The following is a 21,507-nucleotide window of genomic DNA, read 5'->3' as shown; positions in this document are numbered from 1 at the left end:
AAAACTTTTTCTACTTTCTCAGTTGAGTGGAGTGATCGCTTATATATCTATATATAGTTATCAGTAGAAAGTGCGGTATTTTTAGTTGAATAAAAAGTCATGCGTAGGGGCGAACAACTCCTAATATATAAATTGTCTCACAATTTTTTGAGGAATGCAAGACTCAAAACCTGACCGATTTTTTTGAGCTTCACAAAATGCTTATTTTGCTCTTCTCAGTTGAGTATTGAGTGGAGCGATCGCTTATATCTTTAATATAGTTACCCGTAGAAAGTGTGGAGTTTTTAGTTGAATAAAAAGTCATGCGTAGGGGCGAATAACCCCCAATATATAAATTGTCTCACAACTTTTTGGGGAATGCAAGAGAAAAAACCTGACAGATTTTTTGAGCTTCACAAAATGCTTATTTTGCTCTTCTCAGTTGAGTGGAGCGATCGCTTATATCCTATCTATTCTATTCTTCCTTCTTCTTTCTTCTGCTATATACTCTTTCTAAACATTCAATAATCAAGAAATCAAAACTTTATGCAATTTTCTATTAGAGAAATTTCAACAACTATAGAGAAACTACGAAAACTAACCCAAGTAGATATTCAAACACAATGGCGATACCGACAAAAAGATATACCTTTAACCGCACTTGAAAATTTAGATACTTGGGAATTAGCCGTAACAAATGAGAGAAAACATATTGCCTGGGCAAAAGGTAAACAGATTTTATGGTTAGGGCAAAAATTGATAATTCCCTCACACTTAAACGACTATTTTTTAGCTGATTTATCTTTAAGATTAGGTTTAACTTGGTGGGCTGAATCTGCGGAAATTTATGTGAATGGAAAATTAGTACAAACAGGAGATTTATTTGACTGTTCGAGTCGAATTTTACTAACTCCAAAGGCGATGATTGGGGAGACTTTTTTAATTGGGATTAAGTTGGTAAGTCCGGTACATGACTGGGGAGCTTTGGTAAAGTCTTGGTGCGTGTATGAAAATGTGGATAATTATCAGCTAGACCCTGGTTTACTGGCAGATGAGTTAGAAATTTTGGTTGAATATTTGACAAAATTTGAGGCAGAGAATTGCTTAGATATAGACAGAATAAAATATGCGGTGAATTTGATAGATTGGCATTCAGTTGGAGAGAGGGAAAAGTTTGAAGAGTGTCTGATAAAAGCTAATGCTGAGATAGTCAAAATTTCTGGGAAGTATATTAATAGTTTAAAACTGAAATTATTGGGTCATGCTCATTTAGATTTAGCTTGGTTATGGGATGTAAAAGAAACTTGGGAAGTGGCGCAACGAACTTTTGAGTCTGTATTGAGTTTACAACATGATTTTCCTGAACTTATTTTCTGTCATTCGACTCCGGCACTATATGAATGGATAGAAATAAATAGACCAGATTTATTTAATAGAATTAAAGGGCAAGTTGAGTTGGGAAAGTGGGAATTTGTTGGGGGTTTGTGGGTAGAACCAGAGTTAAATACGGTGAGTGGGGAATCAATTGTTAGGCAGGTTTTATATGGTCAAGGTTATTTTTGGGAAAAGTTTGGCAGATTTTCTCTTGTTGCTTGGTTGCCGGATAGTTTTGGTTTTTGTTGGCAACTTCCGCAAATTTTGCAGGGTGGGGGTATGGAATTTTTTGTGACTCAAAAGTTACGTTGGAATGATTTGATGGAGTTTCCTTTTGAGGTTTTTTGGTGGGAAGGTTTGGATAAAAGTCGGATTTTTAGTTTGATGTTACCGCCAATAGGGGAGGGTATTGATGTTGTGAAAATGGCGAGGTTTGCTTGTGAATGGTTGGTGAAAACTGGGAGGAAAAATGTTTTGTGGTTGCCTGGGGTGGGAGACCATGGTGGGGGTCCGAGTCGGGATATGTTGGAGGTGGGGAAAAGATGGCGGGAGTCTGGTTTTTTTCCTTTGTTGGAGTTTACGACTGCTGAGGATTTTTTGGTGGAGTTGGTGGGGGAAGGTTCTGATGATTTTCCTGTTTGGCGGGATGAACTTTATTTGGAGTTTCATCGGGGTTGTTATACGACTCATGCTGATCAAAAGAGATGGAACCGCTGTTGTGAGGGTTTGTTGTATGAGGCTGAGTTGTTTGCTGTTTTTGCTTCGGTTGTGACTGGGGCTTTTTATCGGAGGGGTGATTTGGAGGTTGCTTGGAAGGGGGTTTTGTTTAATCAGTTTCATGATATTTTGCCTGGTTCGGCTATTTCTGATGTTTATGTGGATGCTAATGGTAGTTGGAGGGAGTCTGAACGGTTGGGGTTGGAAGTTTTGGATGAGGCTATGGAGGCGATCGCTTCTCATATTGATTTTTGTCTGCCTTTTTCGTTTGATTCTGGTGAGGGTGGGATGTTTTATCGGGTTATTGTTTTTAATTCTTTGAATTGGCAACGTTCGGAATTGGTTTCGGTTGCTTTGCCAGCGCCTCCGGAAAAAAAGGATTGTTGGGGTGTGGGGAGTAAGCAGCAGGGTGAAGGTTTGGAAATGGATAATGATAATTATTCTGCTGGTATGCAAAATGATCGAAATGACTGGCTAGTTTATGACCATGAGGGAAGATTAGTTAGTTCTCAGGTGTCGGATAAGGATTTGTTGTTTGTTGCTTCTGATGTACCTGGGGTTGGTTATCGAGTGTTTTGGTTATGTTACGGGTTTTCTGATTTGGACAAAAGACTATATATGAGCACACCTATTGCCCATTTTACAGAAAGGATAGCGAAAAAAATTGAGTTTGTCAATACTGTTAGTTTAAATGGTGAAAGATGGCTTTTAGAGAATGATTTATTACGGGTAAAGGTGGAGGGGGAAACGGGAAATTTGGAGAGTATTTTTGACAAGATTAATGAACGGGAAGTTTTGGGAAAAGGGAAGGGGAATGAATTGCAAGTTTTTCAAGATGGGGGTCAATATTGGGATGCTTGGAATATCGATCCAAATTATCAAGAATATCCTTTAGCTCCTGCAAAGTTAATAGATATTGGGTGGATGGAACGGGGAGATTTAAGAAGTTGTCTGCGGGTTATTAGAAGAATAGGAAAGTCTGAGTTTTGTCAGGATTATATTCTGGAGTTTGGTTCTCCACTGCTAAAAATTAAATGTTGGGTAAATTGGCAGGAAATTCATACTTTAGTTAAGGCGGCTTTTCCTATAAATATAGATACGGATTTTGTTACTTATGAAATTCCTTGTGGGGCTATTAAGAGAATGACTAAGTTTCAGACAGAAAGAGATAAGGCAAAATGGGAGGTTCCTGCTTTACGTTGGGCGGATATTAGTGATGATAATTATGGGGTAAGTTTGCTGAATGATTGTAAGTATGGATATGATGCAAAGTCGGATGAATTACGTTTAAGTTTATTAAGGGGTTCGACTTGGCCTGATGAGGAGGCTGATGTGGGAATTCACGAATTTACTTATGCTGTTTATCCTCATTTGGGAAGTTGGGAAAGTGCTGGTACTGTGCAACGGGGTTATGAGTTAAATTTGCCTTTGCTTGTTAAGGTAATGCCGTGGATTAATTCGGAAAAATCTGGTGGAAGGTTGCCACAAATTTATCGTTTTTTAGGTTGGGAAACTGATAATTTAATTTTGATGGGGTTGAAGCGGTCAGAGAATAATCAATATTGGGTTTTAAGGTGTTATGAATGTTTGGGAAGAGAGGCAATTTTGAAGTTGGAAAGTGATGCTGGTTTGGCATTAGGAAAAGTTGTTGATCTGTTGGAGCGAGATGTTGCTGAATCTTCTGTTGATTTTGAGAGTGGAAGTTGTGAAGTTTTACCTTGGAAAATTATGAGTTTTTCTCTGGATTTTATGGTGTGATGAATTTGGGGAAATTTTGTGAATTGAGATGGGCGATCGCTTGTCTCTATCTGGAATTTTTACTTTGAGGAAAAGTAGTTGTGAAAGTTTCTCTATAGATATGGATATAAGTTTGGCAATGTCTGATTTTTGATTGTGGGAGATGGTGAATTTTTTTCATTTATCTTTTGTCTGAGTTGGGAATTTTCATCTTGAGGAAAAATAGTCGGCTTTCTGTTTACTCTGGCAGTGAAAATTTCTCTATAAATATAGATATAATTCTGGCAATGTCTGATTTTTGGCTGTGGGAGATTCTAGATTTTATCCATAGGAAAAATAGTAGATTTTCTATTAACTCTGGCAATGAAAATTTCTGATAAATCTGGATATAGTTCTGGCAATGCCTGATTTTTGGTTGTGGAAGATGATGATTTTTTTCATTTATCTTTTGTCTGAGTTGGGAATTTTAATCTTGAGGAAAAAATAGTCGGTTTTCTGTTGGCTCTGGCAGTGAAAGTTGCTCTATAAATATAGATATAATTCTGGCAATGTCTGATTTTTGGCTGTGGTAGATGATGAATTTTCTGAATTTATCTTTGATCTGAATCGGGAATTTTAATCTTGAGGAAAAATCGTCGGTTTTTTGTTTACTCTGGCAGTGAAAATTTCTCTATAAATATAGATATAATTCTGGCAATGTCTGATTTTTGGCTGTGGGAGATGATGAATTTTCTCTATTTATGTTTTGTCTGAGTGGGGAATTTCTGCTCTGAGGAAAAATATTCGGTTTTTCTTTAATTCTGGCAGTGAAAATTTCTCTATAAATATGGATATAAGTTTGGCAATGTCTGATTTTTGGCTGTGGGAGATGATGAATTTTCTCTATTTATGTTTTGTCTGAGTGGGGAATTTTAGCCCGGAGGAAAAATGCTCAGTTTTCTGTTAATTCTGGCAATGAAAATTTCTCTATAAATATAGATATAGGTATAGAAAGTGAAATTTTTGGTTTTGGTAGATGATGAATTTTCTCTATTTATGTTTTGTCTGAGTGGAGAATTTCTGCTCTGAGGAAAAATATTCGGTTTTTCTTTAATTCTGGCAGTGAAAATTTCTCTATAAATATGGATATAAGTTTGGCAATGTCTGATTTTTGGCTGTGGGAGATGATGAATTTTCTCTATTTATGTTTTGTCTGAGTGGGGAATTTTAGCCCGGAGGAAAAATGCTCAGTTTTCTGTTAATTCTGGCAATGAAAATTTCTCTATAAATATAGATATAGGTATAGAAAGTGAAATTTTTGGTTTTGGTAGATGATGAATTTTCTCTATTTATGTTTTGTCTGAGTGGAGAATTTCTGCTCTGAGGAAAAATATTCGGTTTTTCTTTAATTCTGGCAGTGAAAATTTCTCTATAAATATGGATATAAGTTTGGCAATGTCTGATTTTTGGCTGTGGGAGATGATGAATTTTCTCTATTTATGTTTTGTCTGAGTGGGGAATTTTAGCCCGGAGGAAAAATGCTCAGTTTTCTGTTAATTCTGGCAATGAAAATTTCTCTATAAATATAGATATAGGTATAGAAAGTGAAATTTTTGGTTTTGGTAGATGATGAATTTTCTCTATTTATGTTTTGTCTGAGTGGAGAATTTCTGCTCTGAGGAAAAATATTCGGTTTTTCTTTAATTCTGGCAGTGAAAATTTCTCTATAAATATGGATATAAGTTGAGCAATTTCTGATTTTTGGCTGTGGGAGATGATGAATTTTCTCTATTTATGTTTTGTCTGAGTGGAGAATTTCTGCTCTGAGGAAAAATCGTCGGTTTTCCTTTACTTCTGGCAGTGAAAATTTCTCTATAAATATATAGATAGGTATAGCAATTTCTGATTAAATATTGAAAAAGCAGAATAACTTCTACAAAAAGAATTTGTTGATGAATATAAGTATCAGTTAAGATTTGCCTTTAGTCTTGAAAACCTTGTAAGTGTTTATGGAGGACTTCATCTAAGTGATTTACAGAAATTTGATGAGATGTCAAAATGTATGGCAGTTGATGGAGAAAATGATTTTGAAGCAACAGTGAATCAACTACCAAATAGTGTTTGGGAATCCTACAAATTTTATAATAAAGCTGAAGAAGGAAACTGGGGTAAAGCTTATGGATTGAGAATAACTATTGAAGGTCAAGATACATTAATTATTCGCACAACTACTGATGGTGCTGATGGATGGCTTGAAGTATTTGATGCTCAAGGAAATAATTTAGCATCAGCTCGTACTAATTATAATGCTATTGCTTGGCGACCAATGTTTCAAATTCGTCAATATTTTCTTTCAGGAAACAAATATCCTCCAGAGCTGAGGTAAATTTTTTGATATTTTTAGAACTGTATTTTGGCTTGTTGAAAAATATAAAAAGATAAAAAGTAGATAGTTTCAGAAAATTTTATCTATAAGGTCAGAAAATTTATCAAGAATGGCAAATTAAAACTAAAGATAGTTATAGTCAAATGGTCTGTAAAATTCTTAAGATATTTGCACTATTCCTATAAAGTGAATATTGCAATAATTTATGAGATTAACATAACTCATGTATATTTTACAGTTTTGTTTGATTAAAATCTTAATGTCAATCTAAATAAGAGTGTCAATTTTCCACTATTTTTTGATGGAGTCTAACTGTCACAGATACTAAAAAAAAATTTTATCTTTTTCTTTATGGGTTGAATACTCTACCGTCTACACGGTGTCTAAAATTGGTTAGGATTTGTAGACGCGGAGCAGCCACTTTTCATTATCCTTATCCCCATTCCTATTAACTTCTTCCTTTTTTATTCTTCAAAATTAAAATAAAATTTATCTAGCCATCGCCTCTTAAGTAAGTGAGTATAAATAAACATAAAATCTAGATATAAGTGCCAGGTTAGTGAAAAAAAGTGCTTACTTAATGGCTACTCTCTAATTTATCCTAAACATTTTCTATTATTAGATTTTGCAATTTATCTCCAAGTCAATAATTATTCTGTTTTTTCTAAAGTAAAATGCTTAACTGATTCTGCTAAATTCTCTGTAATATTAATAATTTTTTGTGAAGAATCATATAATTGTTTTGTGACTTGACTTCTTTCGATATTTTTTTTGTGGATAATTTGTAAAAATTCTGTGATTTTTTGTAGATTATCGGTATGATTTTCTCCTAAGGAGGCAACGTTATCTATATAGTTATTAAATTTATAGATATTCTGAACAATTTTAGTTAGTCCTTGCTTAACTTCTTCTCCTAATTTTTGCTGTGGGAATTCTTCGACAGGGATATTATTCTCAGAAATAGTCAGATTTAAGCTTTGAACATTATGTTGAAAGTGTTCCAATTTTTTCTTGATTAATTCCCAATTATTTGCCATTTCTTGCAATTTTATTGCTATTTTTAGTAGTTCTTCGTTGCTCGTTTTCCTAGAGGCAAAAATAGTAGTATTTAGTAACAAAAATCTATTATGAATATTCATTTGTTCGACTAAAGTTTTGATTTGATTTAAATCATAATTATATTCGGTCAATCTTTTGACTTTGTGATGAATTTCTGAAATCAACGTGTATGCTGTTATAACTTCTTGAAAAATATTGCCTATTGAATGGTAACTTGTGGAAGCATAATTACTAATTTCTTGATAAACTTGTTCAGCTTCCCAGGCTTTACATGCTCTTTGATAAAAGGAGTCAACTATCACTTCTAAAGATTGGAGGAAAGAATCTATTTCTTCTGCTTGCCACTGACTTTCTAGGGATAAATTTTGAAAAATAGTTTGACTATCTGTGGTTATAAGAGTAATAATTTCTTGGCTATCATAATCTACCTTCTTAACAAGTTTCAGAAAGTTGTTGAGAGTCATATTAATGCAATAAGAAATTATTCCTAATTCTTCGCATCTAACTTTAACTTTAACGTGAAGTTGACCATGAGCAGCAGTATCTACTTTATCTAACAATTTTATCACTTGACTAGCGATTTTTTCTTTATCCTGTTCGCTCCTTTCTGCTCTAATTTTTAGATTAATTAGAAGATTACAAATCACGTCAGCCATAGAATTAAATTTTTTAGTCAAATCTTGTAGTTCGTCATTAGCATAAATAGGAATTCTAATATTATATTTTCCTTCAGAAATATCCTCTAGACAATTCTCTAGTCTATTAGTTGAAAAACGAAGTTTTTGGGCTGTTATAATACCCAAGCTAAATGTTGTGATAAAACTGGTAATACCTGCTGTACAGGCGACCGCATAATTCCGGTGAGTTTTGCTTAGAAAAGTTGGAGAATAAACCATTGTGACAATAGCAGTTGCTATCGCAGTTATTCCTCCACTCATCAAACCTATCCATAAAGGTTTATTTTTCATTAATAACTATTGTATTTACTGCTAATTTTTATTTTATAGCAGTTGAAGTAAAGGGCGCGAACAGATCAAAAGCTTAAAACTCAGACAACGCAAAATTTTTCCTTTTTCCTTCTTCCTTCTCTTCTAGATAACTAATCCTCTAGATAACTAATCCCCTAGATCACTAAAACCTTCTTCCTTGTGCAATTAACTAAGGTGAGAATATCTAGCACTGAAATAAATTACTTATTGTTCAATAAAATACTAGATCAAAATTTAGTTTAAGCCAATAATAGTTATATTTAAGTAATGAAAATGTTGAAAAAAAACTAATTTTTATCTTCCACACTGACTTCTGAATTTGAGATTATTCTGATTGTTTTTAACTAAATTAATTAAGACAGGATTTATAAATTAATCGGCAAATGTTTGATGTTTATATAGTTTTATCATGCTTTGGGATGGCTATTCCATTTTATCAAATAAACCTTGTTATAACAATCAAAAATTCTTGGTAAAACAATCCAAAATAGATAAAAAACATGAAATTATTATGCCTCTTTCCTAATTCCAATATATTTTTTTATAACTATCTCAAATACTTCTATACAAATAACATCTAGAATTTACAATTTACAATAATTCAACTTAAAATTAATTTTATTCTGTCACTTATGATTAATATAGCAATCTTATTTGAGTTGTGAGATATTGTAGATTTTAGGGAATAGATAATAGGGAACACCCAAGTAATAAAATTCTCATAAATCATGCCGGATTGCTATATCTATAATTCATTTCTAATTCACATATAATTGTTATTTTAGTGTGAAATTTACCACAATGCTTGGATTATCCAGTGAAGTTACATCTAATTTCTTGCTTGTTCCCTGAAATCCCAAATCCTGTATCTGAATGAATTGGAACAGGCTATATTATGATAAAATCATCATAAATTTAATATCAGAAAATAATTTACTTAATTTCTCTATGACCGAACATTGAGGGAGGGATACCACTATATTAAGAAACTACAAAGCTGATTTACATTTTGTTACAGTAAATATATAGATTTCTCAAGAGGAAAAAAATCCCTTAATTTAAAGATTATTAACTTAGAGGAAAAATTTATGAATAGATCTTTTCGTGTCGGCAACCTATTTGGTATACCATTTTATATTAACTCATCCTGGTTTCTTGTCTTAGTTCTTGTCACTTTAACTTATAGTAGCAGTCTGGCAGAGCAATTTCCAGAATTAGCTGGGATACTACCATTGATATTAGGATTAATAGCAGCATTATTATTATTTTCTTCTGTTTTAGCTCATGAGTTAGGTCATAGTTTTGTTGCTCTATCTCAAGGAATAGAAGTAAAATCAATTACCCTATTTTTGTTTGGAGGTTTAGCTAGTTTAGATAGAGAATCAAAAACTCCTGGAGAAGCATTTTGGGTGGCAATTGCCGGTCCGTTAGTAAGTATAGTTTTATTTGGTTTATTTACTATAATTAATACATTTACAGCCATCAACGGACCACTAGCTGCAATTCTGCAACTCTTAGCTTATATCAATTTAGTTTTAGCATTATTCAACTTAATTCCTGGCTTACCTCTCGATGGTGGGAATATTCTCAAATCTATTGTTTGGAAAATCACGAATAACCCTTACAAAGGAGTTATTTTTGCTAGTAGAGTAGGTCAAGCATTTGGTTGGCTTGCAATAGTTTCTAGTTTGATTCCTACTTTTTTATCTGGTAGTTTTCCTAATATTTGGAATATTCTAATTGGTTCGTTTTTACTACAAAATGCTGGTCGTTCTGCCCAATATGCAGAAATTCAAGGTACTCTTGCGGACTTAACTGCAGCAGATGCCATTATTCCTGATTGCCCAATTGTTTCAGCTAGTCTTTCTTTACGAGAATTTGTGAATGAATATGTAATTGGGAAAGATAGTAGAAAGCAGTTTTTAGTTATTAATGAAGTAGAGCAGTTAGTAGGGGTAATTAACGTTGATGATTTGAAAATAGTTAATACTTCTGAGTGGCCTTTGGTTCTGGTAAAAGAATTAACGAAACCTGTAACAAATATGGAGACTGTAGTAGCTAAAACTTCTCTTTTAGAAGTAGTTTCTTTGTTGGAGCAAAAGCAAGTTAATGAATTAACTGTTATTGATGAAAATGGTGTTTTAGTTGGGTTAATTGAAAAAGCTTCAATTAGGAGTCTGTTGGAAAATAAAGCTCAGGTAAAACCTGCTTAGGTGTAAGCATTCAGCTATCAGCTATTGATAAGAGGAGAAGTTAAAAGCAATTGAAAATTTGAGAGAGAATTAAAAGTTACTGACAAGGTACACTCCTTCAACCTTAGAAGCAATTATTCATTATTTTCTGTTTGCGTAGCATCCCGTAGGGAAGCGCTAACTGCTAAGAGCTGTTTGTGCAGCATTCTGCAGGAAATGCTTACGCTTAGGTTAATGTAACTGAAAAGGATTTAATGTGTTATGTCGTAGGAGTCAGGAGTCAGAATGAATGGCTTCAATACCAGTTTTTCGGTCAAAAATTCTCTGTTTTTGTCAAAGGTATATTTCCTGCAGTTGCCTTTTATAGTTGTTTATACTTAAGGATGAGACACTTTTTTAGCTGAAACTCTTTCACAGTAAGAAACTATCGTCTCAATCTAAACTGAAATGACTATAATTACACTTATTATTCAAACACATTCTTTTTTCAAATTGGTATTATTTGCTGAAGATATGTGGTGTCGTTCAAAACAGAAATATGAATGTTAAAATTGAATTTTTCTTATATATCTAAACGAGGGGGAATAGAGGAATAGTGAGGATATTGTAGAATTAGGGAGATAATTTTTGTGAATTAGGGGTTGCGGATTAAGTATCAAAGCATTGACTGATATTGGTTTTAGCATTTTTTTGTCTAAATAAGTACCAGCTTTTCAGCGCAAGAAGCTCATGCATGCTAGTATTTTGGGACGATTATGGCAGAAAAATCACTCTTACAATTTTTCCGACTATCTCCTCTATAATTCCCATTTCTCCTGTCTCCTGTCTCCTGTCTCCTGTCTCCTACCCCTGCTAAAAGACTAGTGAAGCGCAAACCCTAATTAGTTCAGGAATGAAAATCAATTAAAACTAGAGAAAATTAATTACTTTCAAGCATGGTTATTTCATTCTAGATTTTGGCAATGAATTTATTGATTTTCAGACAGGGAAAGATTAAATTTCCTATAGCTTGAAATAACGTCGTTTTGTCAATACATAAAATGGCACAGTTGAGAATGAAATAGCCCTGACTTTTAAGAGGTTTCCCAGACCTAAAACAGAAATTTCCGATGTTATTTAATTTACGTTCCTCAGCAAATATAATATATATTAATTGAAGGAAAGGGCGCGGATAAATCAAAAGCTTAAAACTATGACAAGGCAATATTTTTCCTTCTTACTTCTTCCCTGTTTCTTCTTCCTTCTGCTTAGAAGTATTTTGAAGACCAAACTCTGTAACTAGCAATATCCCTTAAAATTTGATTTTATACATTTGAAATAGTTCTCCAGGTTGTCGCTTTACTATTTTTCCACCCATGACTTTAATCATTTTTTCCCAATTTTCTAAAGGTTCCAAAAAGACTTCTGCTCCTAAATAAGTTTCTAAAATTGCCCAATTTTCTGCTAATGGTTGTTCTGGGTTAAGCACATCAAAAACAAAGTTATTTTCAGGTTTAAGAATGCGTTTTACTTCCTTAAGTACTTCTTCCCAATAATCTATGGGATAATAACAACTAAAACCTGTAGCGATCGCCAAGTCAAACTCATTTGCTTGATAATTTAATTGGTGAGCAGGTCCTAACTCTACTCCTTTAAACAGTTTATAATTTAGTAGAGAGCCTCGATGGTTTAGATTATCTCTGGCAATCGTACTAATTTCTTGACCATAAAAAAAAGCTTCCCAATCACGCCAAGGGTAAATCAAAAAACTCACTCCACAGCCAATATCCAAACATTTTTGATTTTTCTTAGGTTTAGCTATTTCCCAAAAAGGTGAAACTATTTTTGCTGTGAGATTACCAGAGGCATAATCATGAAATATTGGCATTGCTTCAATTTCCGAGGGTAACTCAAAAGATTCTCCTCGATAATCTCGATCGAAGCGACTCTGTACTGCGACGATTTGAGTATGCCAATTATCTAAATTTTTTTGAGCGAACCAGGAAGATTGGTCCCCATCCGAGGACAAGGCAGACTTTTTTTTGGACATTTATTTTTCTATCGTCTAGAACCTTTGAGAGCTTTTGTAAAGTTCTTACGGTAAGATTTGTTACCAATTAATAAAACAGGCCAAAATATAGATAATACTAAACGATTCTGAAAATTCTGAGAAAAGTTTGTCTGTTTAAACCCATTCCAGAACTTCCAGATTCCACCTCCATATACAACCAGTAATAACAGGCCAATTAACGTACTCATGGTACAAAAACTCTTAAAAGGTTAATTTTTCAGGTTTTGCCCAATATAATAATTATTTAATTAATTTTAATTGGACTTTAGGTTTAAGATTCCTCAAACTATTATAACCAATATAGTTAATATAGGTAAGTAGGTGAGTGTCATTTCAGTTATCAGTTATCAGTACCTCTACAATCAGGAGGCTTAAAATACAGAATTATCTTTTTTTTTATCGCCTTAAAATGGGAGGCGCATACCCACAATCTCTCGGTAAAAAAATATAAAACCAGGATACAAGGTGTCAGGCAAGGTAGAAAAAATTGCCTAACTTATATTTTTTATAAACAATCATTTTCTATATTAAGTTTACTTATATACTTAATGATTATGGAATTAAAATTAGATGATATTTGAACAAAACTTCTCTACAGCTACTAGCAAATCAGGAACAGAGAATAAAAAGGTGTTCATTAATGGATAATTGATAATTTCCTCGGGTTTTAACCGCTAGGGAATTGAATATAAGGAAATATTATTTCTTCTCTTGGTTGATGGTCCGACAGCGCAGGTTTCCTCGCCATCCGGAGACCGCTTTTTTCCCCTTATAGTCATTCCGAATAAGAATGGAACACTTTTTCAGCCAAAACCCTTTCACAGCAAGAAAACCTTGTCTCAATCTAAACCAGAATGACTATAAAAGGGGAGGCTTCAAGGCGCGAATTATTTAATTATTAATTAGTTAATTACTCGGTAAAAAATCAATAAAAAAATTAATTTTTGATGATTTTTGCGATTTATAAAGTTTATTAAAATCCCTGTATTTTGATTGATTGTGAATGGGGAAATTGAAGAACAGCTTCGAGTAAAAATTGTAAGTATTCTGCTATTAGACATCTCCAAAAATCAAAAATACAATCAATTATTATCCATAAATTATCAATTTTTCTTCCCTGTTCCCTCTTTTATGGAGATGTCTATTAGTAGCTAGCTATTCTGTAAGCATTGCGCAGAAAATACTTACCAAAAATTTGCTCAAAGTCAATAAAAAAATATTAACTATAGTATTTAAAAGGTAATAAGAAGCAATGAATTTTGACTAATTATTTGCGTCATGACACAATCATATCAAAAAAGTGCCAATTAGTATTAATGAATTAATATAGCAATCAGGAATCAGTTGTGAGAATTGAAATGTTCCTTAAAAGTATAGAATATAGCAATTATTATATTCAGATGATACATTTTTTTCTTATTTTCTATTCCCTAAAAGTTTTCAATATCTCACAACTCAAATCTTATGGATATAGCAATCCTAAATAGGTTGTAACAAATCAAAAAGTAGGTAAAAAAACTGAAACTCTTACCTGTTCCCTATTCCCTGTTCCCTATTCCCTAAAAACAATAAGATTTTTATACAGAAATAACATAGGATTGCTATATAGATATGAAGATAAAATTAATCACAAAGGAGGAATTATGCGTGCAGTCTTAATGGCGGGAGGTTCAGGAACGCGACTCAGACCACTGACCTGCGATCTTCCCAAACCAATGGTACCAATTTTAAATCGCCCAATAGCCGAACATATTATTAATTTATTAAAAAAACATCAAATTAGAGAAATTATTGCTACTTTACATTATTTGCCTGATGTAATGCGTGAATATTTCCAAGATGGCAGTCAATTTGGAGTAGAAATGACTTATGCTGTAGAAGAAGAACAACCTTTAGGAACTGCTGGTTGTGTGAAAAATATTGCTGAACTTCTCGATGAAACTTTCTTAGTAATTAGTGGAGATACAATTACAGACTTTGATTTAACTACAGCCATAGAATTTCATAAAAAAAATAATTCAAAAGCCACTTTAGTACTAACTCGCGTACCTAATCCTATAGAATTTGGAGTAGTAATTACAGATGAAAAACAGAGGATAAAAAGGTTTCTAGAAAAACCTTCTACCAGCGAAATATTTTCTGATACCGTCAATACAGGAACCTACATTTTAGAACCAGAAATTTTAAACTATCTACCAGATAATCAAGAAAGTGATTTCTCCAAAGAATTATTTCCTTTATTGTTAGATAAAAACGAGCCAATGTATGGCTATATAGCAGAAGGTTATTGGTGTGATGTCGGACATTTAGATGCTTATCGAGAAGCTCAATATGACGCACTTCAACATACAGTAAAACTTGATGTTGCTTATCAAGAGCGATCGCCTGGACTTTGGACAGGAGAAAATACTTATATTGACCGGACAGCTAAAATTGAGACACCAGCTTTAATCGGAGATAACTGTAGAATTGGCCCAAGAGTCCAGATTGAAGCAGGTAGTGTGATTGGAGATAATGTGACAATTGGTGCAGATGCTGATGTGAAGCGCCCAATTATTTGGAATGGGGCACTGGTGGGAGAGGATGCAAATTTGAGAGCTTGTGTAATTTGTCGAGGTGCGCGGATAGACCGTCGCGCTCAAGTATTAGAAGGTGCTGTAGTTGGTTCATTATCTACTGTAGGAGAAGAGGCTCAAATTAGTCCCAATGTTAGAGTATGGCCTAGTAAAAAAGTAGAATCTGGAGCTACCCTGAATATTAATTTGATTTGGGGGACAACTGCTAAGAGAAATTTGTTTGGACAACGAGGGGTGCAGGGATTAGCAAATATAGATATTACTCCAGAATTTGCGGTGAAGTTAGGAGCAGCTTATGGTTCTATTTTAAAACCTGGTTCAACAATATCAGCTTCTCGCGACCAACGCAGTATATCTCGGATGGTTTCTCGGTCTTTAATTGCGGGTTTAATGTCAGTAGGAGTGAACGTAATAAATTTAGAATCTACTGCAATTCCTATTGCCAGAAAAATTTTACCAACTATGAATGTTGTAGGTGGTGTTCATGTACGTCTTTCTCCTAACCGCTCAGACCAAATATTAATTGAAATCTTTGATTCTCAAGGAATTAATCTTTCTAAAGCGAAGGAAAAAAAGATAGAAGGAGCATATTTTAAAGAAGATTTACGCCGAGTACAAATTCCTGAAATTGGCAAAATGGTTTATCGCCATGAAGTATTAGATGCTTATAGTAAAGGCTTTGAAAATCTGCTTAATTCTGAGGCAATTCGCTATAGTAAATCTAAAGTTGTAATTGATTATTGTTATGGTGTTTCTGGAGCAATATTACCACAATTATTAGCTAAATTTGGTTGTGATGCTGTAGTTTTAAATGCTAGCTTAAAAGAGAATTCTTTAGGAAAAGAAGAAAAAGAAAGTTTATTAGATCAATTAGGTCGGGTGGTAGAAGCTTTACAAGCAAATGTAGGAGTTCAAGTAACAGCAAATGGAGAACAATTAATATTAGTAGATGAAACTGGTTCTGCGATTCGTGGTGAAATGTTAACTGCACTAATGGTCAATTTGATGTTAACTGCTCATCCGCGCACTTCGGTAGTAGTACCAATAAATGCTTCTGCGGCGGTAGAACAAATTGCTCGTCGTCATGATAGTCATGTGATTCGGACCAAAGCAAATCCTACGGCATTAATGGAGGCTTGTCAAATTCATCATAATGTGGTATTAGGTGGGAGTGGTGATATGGGATTTATTTTTCCTAAATTGCATCCTGGTTTTGATGCCATGTTTTGTATCGCTAAAGTAATAGAAATGTTGACTATTCAAGAGCGCTCTTTAGGACAAATCAGTGCGGATATTCCTGCTGTTACTCATCGTTCCTATAAAGTACGTTGTCCTTGGAAAGTAAAAGGAGCGTTAATGCGGTATTTAGTAGAAACTAATTCTCCAGAAAAATTAGAATTAACTGATGGAGTAAAGATTATTAATCATCAAAATGATAATTGGGTATTAGTTTTACCGGATGCTGGAGAACCCTTAGTACATATTTATGCAGATAGTAATGATCGAGATTGGGTTGATAAAACTTTGAGGGATTACCGCAATACAATCCATGATTTTGTGAATTTATTTATGACTGGGAAGAAGCTAAATGATTGATAGTATAGCAGAAGGAAGAATTCAAGAATTTAGAATGCGCGAATTTAGAATGCGCGAATTTAGAATTACCTCCCCTTGAAAAGAAGAGGATTGGGTTAAAAGGAATTTTTTTCTTTTTTCTCCATGAATAGAGAGGCTTTATACCTTAATTTTTCGGTAAGAAGGAAGAAGGCAGAATGCAGAAGGAAAAATATTGCGTTGTCTGAACTTTAAGCTTTTGATATATTCTCACCTTTCCTTCGATTACTATAATTAATTATAAGGAAGAAAGGAGAAGGGAAAATCTGGCATTTTCTGAGTTTTCAGCTTTTGATATATCCTCACCTTTCCTTCGATTACTATAGCAATCCTAAATCGTTTGTGATAGTTTTATTACTTCAGCGTTTCTCCCATATCTGTTCCCTGTTTCCTAAAATCTACAATATCTCTAAACTCAAATAAGATTGCTATAATTATCTTGTTTTTGTTTTCCTTTTTTTTTGCTAATTTGAAGGGGGTTATAATTAAGATAGGTGAACAGAAATAAACTCAATATTTGAAGGGGATTATAAGTTAAGATAGGTGAGCAGAAATAAACTCAATATTAGAGGGCAGGTTTTTAGAACTCATTGCACTTAAGTCAAAGCTTTTCGTTAAACCAGCCCCTATAATTTATTTACATTAGTCATAGTTAGAAATCAAAATGAATAGCTGTATATTGATGGTACAAATTATCCAAGATCCAGAACTTCGCTACACAGCAGATGCTCAATTACCAGTAGCAGAAATGATGGTGGAATTTTCTAATTTAGGAGTAGAAAAAAAACCTGCTGTACTAAAAGTAGTAGCATGGAGAGACTTAGCTCAACAAGTTAGTCAACAATACCACGAAGGAGATGTTGTAATTGTGGAAGGTCGCTTGAATATGAATACTATTGAACGACCAGAAGGTTTTAAAGAAAAACGAGCTGAATTAACAGCTTCCAGAATATATCCTGTTAGTCCTGAAGCTATGACTCAAGATGATAGTCAAACATCCAAAAATCAACCTAGTAAAAGAACCGTAACTCAGACACAACCACAAGAGCAAAACTATAATAATGTTGTAGATTTAAAGTCTCGTCGTAGCTCTACTTTCAAAGAAGAATCAAAACCAAATATACCAGAAGAGAAATCACCACCAGACGATTCCGATCCTATACCTTTTTAACTAGCTATGAGCATTTTCTGTACCGGAATGCTCTGCAAACAGCACTCAGCTTTGAGTACGAAAGCTTGGGTTTAAATCCCCGACTTCTAGTGCAGAATGGCGGAAATAACTGACCAGTTACAAAATCCTAAAAGCCTTACCAATCAATACTTATGACTTATGACTTATGACTTATGACTTATGACTTATGACTTCCGCGTAGCGGCACTAGCTTATCGCTTAATTTGAGGAGAGGCCGCGCATCCCCTTGTCGATAAGCTGTTTGCTCCGCATTATAGACCGAAACACTTTTTAACATTAATAGCAAATTAACTCTACTCCAAATACTTTAGTAAAAGCAGTAACTACTTGAGGAAGGACTTCATCTATAGTAATACCAGGAATAAACTCTGCAAGACTACCCACAGATTTATCAGAAATACCACAAGGTACAATTCTGTGAAAACCAACTAAATCTGGACAAACATTTAGAGCAAAACCGTGCATAGTTATCCAACGACTAACTTTAATCCCCATAGCTGCTATTTTTCTTCCCTCTAACCAAACCCCTGTTAAACCTGGATATCTTTCACCATCGAGACCATAGACATCTAAAACTTGTAACAATACTTCTTCTAGTTGTCGTAGATACCAATGTAAGTCCTGCTGATAACGTCGTAGATTAAGAATAGGATAACCCACCAGTTGGCCGGGGCAATGATATGTAACTTCCCCACCTCGCTCCACTCGGTAAAGTTCATATTCATTTTGACTGGGATCGAATTTGAGAAAATCCAATGTGGCCCCTTGTCCTAAAGTATAAACTGGTGGATGTTCTAATAATATTAGGACATCAGTCAATTCTGGACAATTGCGACGTTGTTGGACAAGTGATTGTTGCCATTCCCAGGCCACTGAGTAACTAATTAATCCTGGACAAATTAAATGGCAAGTGCTTGGTAAACAGGGACTATTTTGATCAACCATGTTAGAGAGTTTTGAAGTGGACAATGTGATGAAATACCAAGATCTAAAGTTGAGTTATATTGAGTTATGTAGCTAGAGTATTTAGGGGTCAGTTCGGTTACTGTGAATTATCCAAAAAATCAAGGGTAAATTTAGCTAAATTCAAGCCCAAAAAATCAAGAAATGTCAAGGGATGCAAAGGATTTTAAAGATAGGATGTTAGGGAGAATACAAAGTGCTACTCTAAATAGTAAATCCCAAACATTAGCGGAGGGAGCTTATGAAGCTTGTTATCCAGGGTAAGAATATAGAAATAACCGATTCCATTCACGAGTATGTTAATCAAAAAATTGAAAAAGCAGTTAGCCATTTTCAACAACTCACTACAGAGGTAGATGTACATCTGTCAGTAGCTCGAAACCCACGGATAAATCCTAAGCAGACAGCAGAAGTAACTATCTACGCTAACGGTACAGTCATTCGTGCCCAAGAAAGTAGCGAGAATTTGTATGCTAGTATTGACTTAGTAGCAGATAAAATTGCACGCCAATTAAGAAAGTATAAAGAAAAGCGTCAATCCAAGGTGAGTAAAGCTAAAACTGTTGAGATGATTGAATCACAACCAGTAGAGCAGGATTTGATTGGCGATCGCCAACCGGAGCTACCTAGTGAAGTCGTACGGACGAAATATTTTGCTATGTCTCCGATGACGGTAGAAGAAGCACTAGAGCAGCTACAATTTATCGATCATGATTTCTATATGTTTTCCAATGCTGCAACAGGCGAAATTAATGTGATCTACAAACGTTACCATCATGGTGGTTATGGTTTAATTCAACCACGACCTACTAATGGTCATAGTAGCAATGGGAAGGCAACTCATAATGATGAAGTAGCAGGTATTGAATCTGCTCAGGTTTAGAATGATATCAGAATTGGGGTTATAGCAGGGAATAGGGAATAGGGAATAGGGGAAAAAATTTCCCTATCTGAGGTTCATCATCAGTCTATTTCCTAAGCAACTTGTTCCTTGGTATATTAACTAATATCTGAGTGATTCATTTTAACAATTAGAGCTTACGCAAAAATTCTAATTGCAGGGTGCGTTGTAATGTGCCCTACACTGCGGTTATGGGATAATAGAGAATTTTGCGTAAGTCTCTGATGAAAGCCTTCTAGCTTCTGGAGGCAGGTATTGCTTTTAATGTTTTTAAAGCTTCTTCAACGTGAGCTTCAAAATTGAGCATAGAGTCAAAGATATGACGGATAATTCCTTCTTTGTCTATGACGTAAGTAACTCTACCCGGCAGTATCCAAAGTGTAGCAGGAACACCATATAATTCTCTGACTTTGTTGCTAGTATCGCTTAAAAGAGTAAAGGGTAAATTATACTTGCTAGCAAATTGTTTGTGAGACTGTTGAGAGTCTCCACTAATACCAATTACTTCAGCACCAGCATCTGTAAAAACTTGATATTTATCTCGAAATGCACAAGCTTCTTTAATGCATCCAGGTGTTTCGTCTTTGGGATAAAAATAAACGACAACATTTTTCTTACCATGGAAGTTAGATAGAGAAACTGGGGTTTCGTCTTGGGATGGTAAGGTAAAATTGGGTGCTCGATCTCCTACTTTAACTGCCATATTTAAGTTGTGAGTCCATTTTGTTTGGACATATATATAATGTTAACTTTTTGTTATATTAGCGTACATTATTAGGATTAGGAAAATTATAGAAGAAGGAAGAGGGAAGAAGGAAGAAGGAAGAAAGAAAAATTGGGTTCAAAACAGGGAACGAGAAGGAAAGAAGACAAAGAAAGATTGGAGAAAGTTTTTTGTTTAGCTGGCGCACAACGCATCCTATCTCCTGGGTCGGAGCTGCGCTAAGGTCATGCTAGCGCAAAGGTTAATGCTTTCAGTCCGGAATGCTTTTTCCTAGGTCATGCTGGGCAAAAATTTCGCGCAGCGTTAAGGCAGTTGTGCGCCAGCAAAACGCAAATGCGACATGTAACGCGGAGCACAGAACGGAGTTCTATCCCTAATTAAGCGGAGATAATAAGTAATTATAGAATAGATAGGATTTGCTGATTAATATCATGTCCGGTAGCATCGTTTGTGTATAGAATTAAGTCATAATTGGAAGAAACCCTTGAACATAAAGGCCTTTTGCCTTCTTTCCATCAAAGTATAAGTATTCAAGAGGACATGATATAACTCTAAAAAGACTTTATTTGTAAATAATTTAGCCTTTTTACGAAAAAAATGCAAGTTTTTCGTTCCAAAAAGCTGAAAATTATCACATTTTCAGCAAACCTAGAGAGACAAATATCAGACAATTATTCCTCCTGACTCAGTCCTCCTACCCCCTAGAAAAAGACTTTTTCAGCAAACCCTAGATAGAAGTTTACTATTATTCAGATTTAATTGGCGATCGCTTGCTTTGCGTTTTCAATTTGAGTAGATTAATTACTATTATGTTAGTTTAATAAGTAAGGGACTTCCGAGTCAAAAAATATTTCATTGCACTGAATTTAAGGGAGTAGGGAGAGTCCAAGAATTGAATAATTTATTTTTTGCTATTCTCTAATCAAAAGAAGTATTCTTTCCCCCTTTTTAGTCTTTAGCATAGTTATTAATACTCATAATTTCCTGATTTTTTTTGTTTGAGATTACATCACTCTAAATAGTCTATAATACCTATAAATTTTCAGGGTAAGTAATCAAGTAGGCACTAAAAAAT

Annotated in this window: 12 protein-coding genes; 7 read left to right on the top strand and 5 right to left on the bottom strand. The window is 34.3% G+C overall.

Features of this window, described 5'->3' with window-relative positions; all coding sequences use genetic code 11:
- Positions 1-525: 525 nt before the first annotated feature.
- The 3 genes from F6K23_RS14955 to F6K23_RS14945 all read left to right on the top strand — a co-directional run bounded on the left by F6K23_RS14955 (position 526) and on the right by F6K23_RS14945 (position 6,172).
- On the top strand, positions 526-3,828 hold the full coding sequence (locus tag F6K23_RS14955) for an alpha-mannosidase (RefSeq protein ID WP_293156693.1): 3,303 nt from the start codon (positions 526-528) through the stop codon (positions 3,826-3,828).
- Between the two features lie 724 nt (positions 3,829-4,552).
- Positions 4,553-4,708, top strand: a complete 156-nt coding sequence (locus tag F6K23_RS14950; protein ID WP_293156691.1) for a hypothetical protein — start codon at positions 4,553-4,555, stop codon at positions 4,706-4,708.
- A gap of 1,128 nt (positions 4,709-5,836) precedes the next feature.
- Positions 5,837-6,172, top strand: a complete 336-nt coding sequence (locus F6K23_RS14945) for a hypothetical protein (RefSeq protein ID WP_293156688.1) — start codon at positions 5,837-5,839, stop codon at positions 6,170-6,172.
- A gap of 650 nt (positions 6,173-6,822) precedes the next feature.
- Here the strand turns inward: F6K23_RS14945 and F6K23_RS14940 are convergent.
- Entirely contained in the window at positions 6,823-8,199 is a 1,377-nt protein-coding gene (locus F6K23_RS14940) for a methyl-accepting chemotaxis protein (RefSeq protein ID WP_293156685.1), read from the bottom strand.
- Positions 8,200-9,308: 1,109 nt separating this feature from the next.
- Here F6K23_RS14940 and F6K23_RS14935 point away from each other — a divergent pair.
- The gene (locus F6K23_RS14935; RefSeq protein WP_293156683.1) at positions 9,309-10,433 is read left to right on the top strand and encodes a site-2 protease family protein; all 1,125 of its coding nucleotides are present in this window, start codon (positions 9,309-9,311) and stop codon (positions 10,431-10,433) included.
- A gap of 1,270 nt (positions 10,434-11,703) precedes the next feature.
- Here the strand turns inward: F6K23_RS14935 and F6K23_RS14930 are convergent.
- Complete coding sequence (locus F6K23_RS14930) at positions 11,704-12,441, bottom strand: class I SAM-dependent methyltransferase (RefSeq protein WP_293156681.1); 738 nt, start codon at positions 12,439-12,441, stop codon at positions 11,704-11,706.
- A gap of 8 nt (positions 12,442-12,449) precedes the next feature.
- Positions 12,450-12,650 carry a hypothetical protein gene (locus tag F6K23_RS14925; protein ID WP_293156678.1) on the bottom strand — a complete coding sequence of 67 codons (201 nt, stop codon included), beginning with the start codon at positions 12,648-12,650 and terminating at the stop codon, positions 12,450-12,452.
- A gap of 1,455 nt (positions 12,651-14,105) precedes the next feature.
- On the opposite strand from F6K23_RS14925, the gene F6K23_RS14920 reads away from it, so the two are divergent.
- Together F6K23_RS14920 and F6K23_RS14915 are read left to right on the top strand one after the other, a co-directional pair.
- The gene (locus F6K23_RS14920; protein ID WP_293156675.1) at positions 14,106-16,634 is read left to right on the top strand and encodes a mannose-1-phosphate guanyltransferase; all 2,529 of its coding nucleotides are present in this window, start codon (positions 14,106-14,108) and stop codon (positions 16,632-16,634) included.
- A 682-nt stretch (positions 16,635-17,316) separates the two neighbouring features.
- On the top strand, positions 17,317-17,823 hold the full coding sequence (locus tag F6K23_RS14915) for a single-stranded DNA-binding protein (protein WP_293156672.1): 507 nt from the start codon (positions 17,317-17,319) through the stop codon (positions 17,821-17,823).
- 297 nt (positions 17,824-18,120) lie between these two features.
- Here F6K23_RS14915 and lipB read toward each other — a convergent pair whose 3' ends face one another.
- On the bottom strand, positions 18,121-18,789 hold the full coding sequence (gene lipB, locus F6K23_RS14910) for a lipoyl(octanoyl) transferase LipB (RefSeq protein ID WP_293156669.1): 669 nt from the start codon (positions 18,787-18,789) through the stop codon (positions 18,121-18,123).
- A 259-nt stretch (positions 18,790-19,048) separates the two neighbouring features.
- Between lipB and hpf the strand changes: the two genes are divergently transcribed.
- Positions 19,049-19,690 carry a ribosome hibernation-promoting factor, HPF/YfiA family gene (hpf, locus tag F6K23_RS14905; protein WP_293156666.1) on the top strand — a complete coding sequence of 214 codons (642 nt, stop codon included), beginning with the start codon at positions 19,049-19,051 and terminating at the stop codon, positions 19,688-19,690.
- A 253-nt stretch (positions 19,691-19,943) separates the two neighbouring features.
- Here hpf and F6K23_RS14900 read toward each other — a convergent pair whose 3' ends face one another.
- Entirely contained in the window at positions 19,944-20,411 is a 468-nt protein-coding gene (locus F6K23_RS14900) for a peroxiredoxin (protein ID WP_293156663.1), read from the bottom strand.
- Positions 20,412-21,507: the final 1,096 nt, after the last annotated feature.

The organism is Okeania sp. SIO2C9 (genome assembly GCF_010672455.1).
Taxonomy (GTDB): Bacteria; Cyanobacteriota; Cyanobacteriia; order Cyanobacteriales; family Microcoleaceae; genus Okeania.
This window is presented reverse-complemented; position numbering and strand designations above follow the sequence as displayed.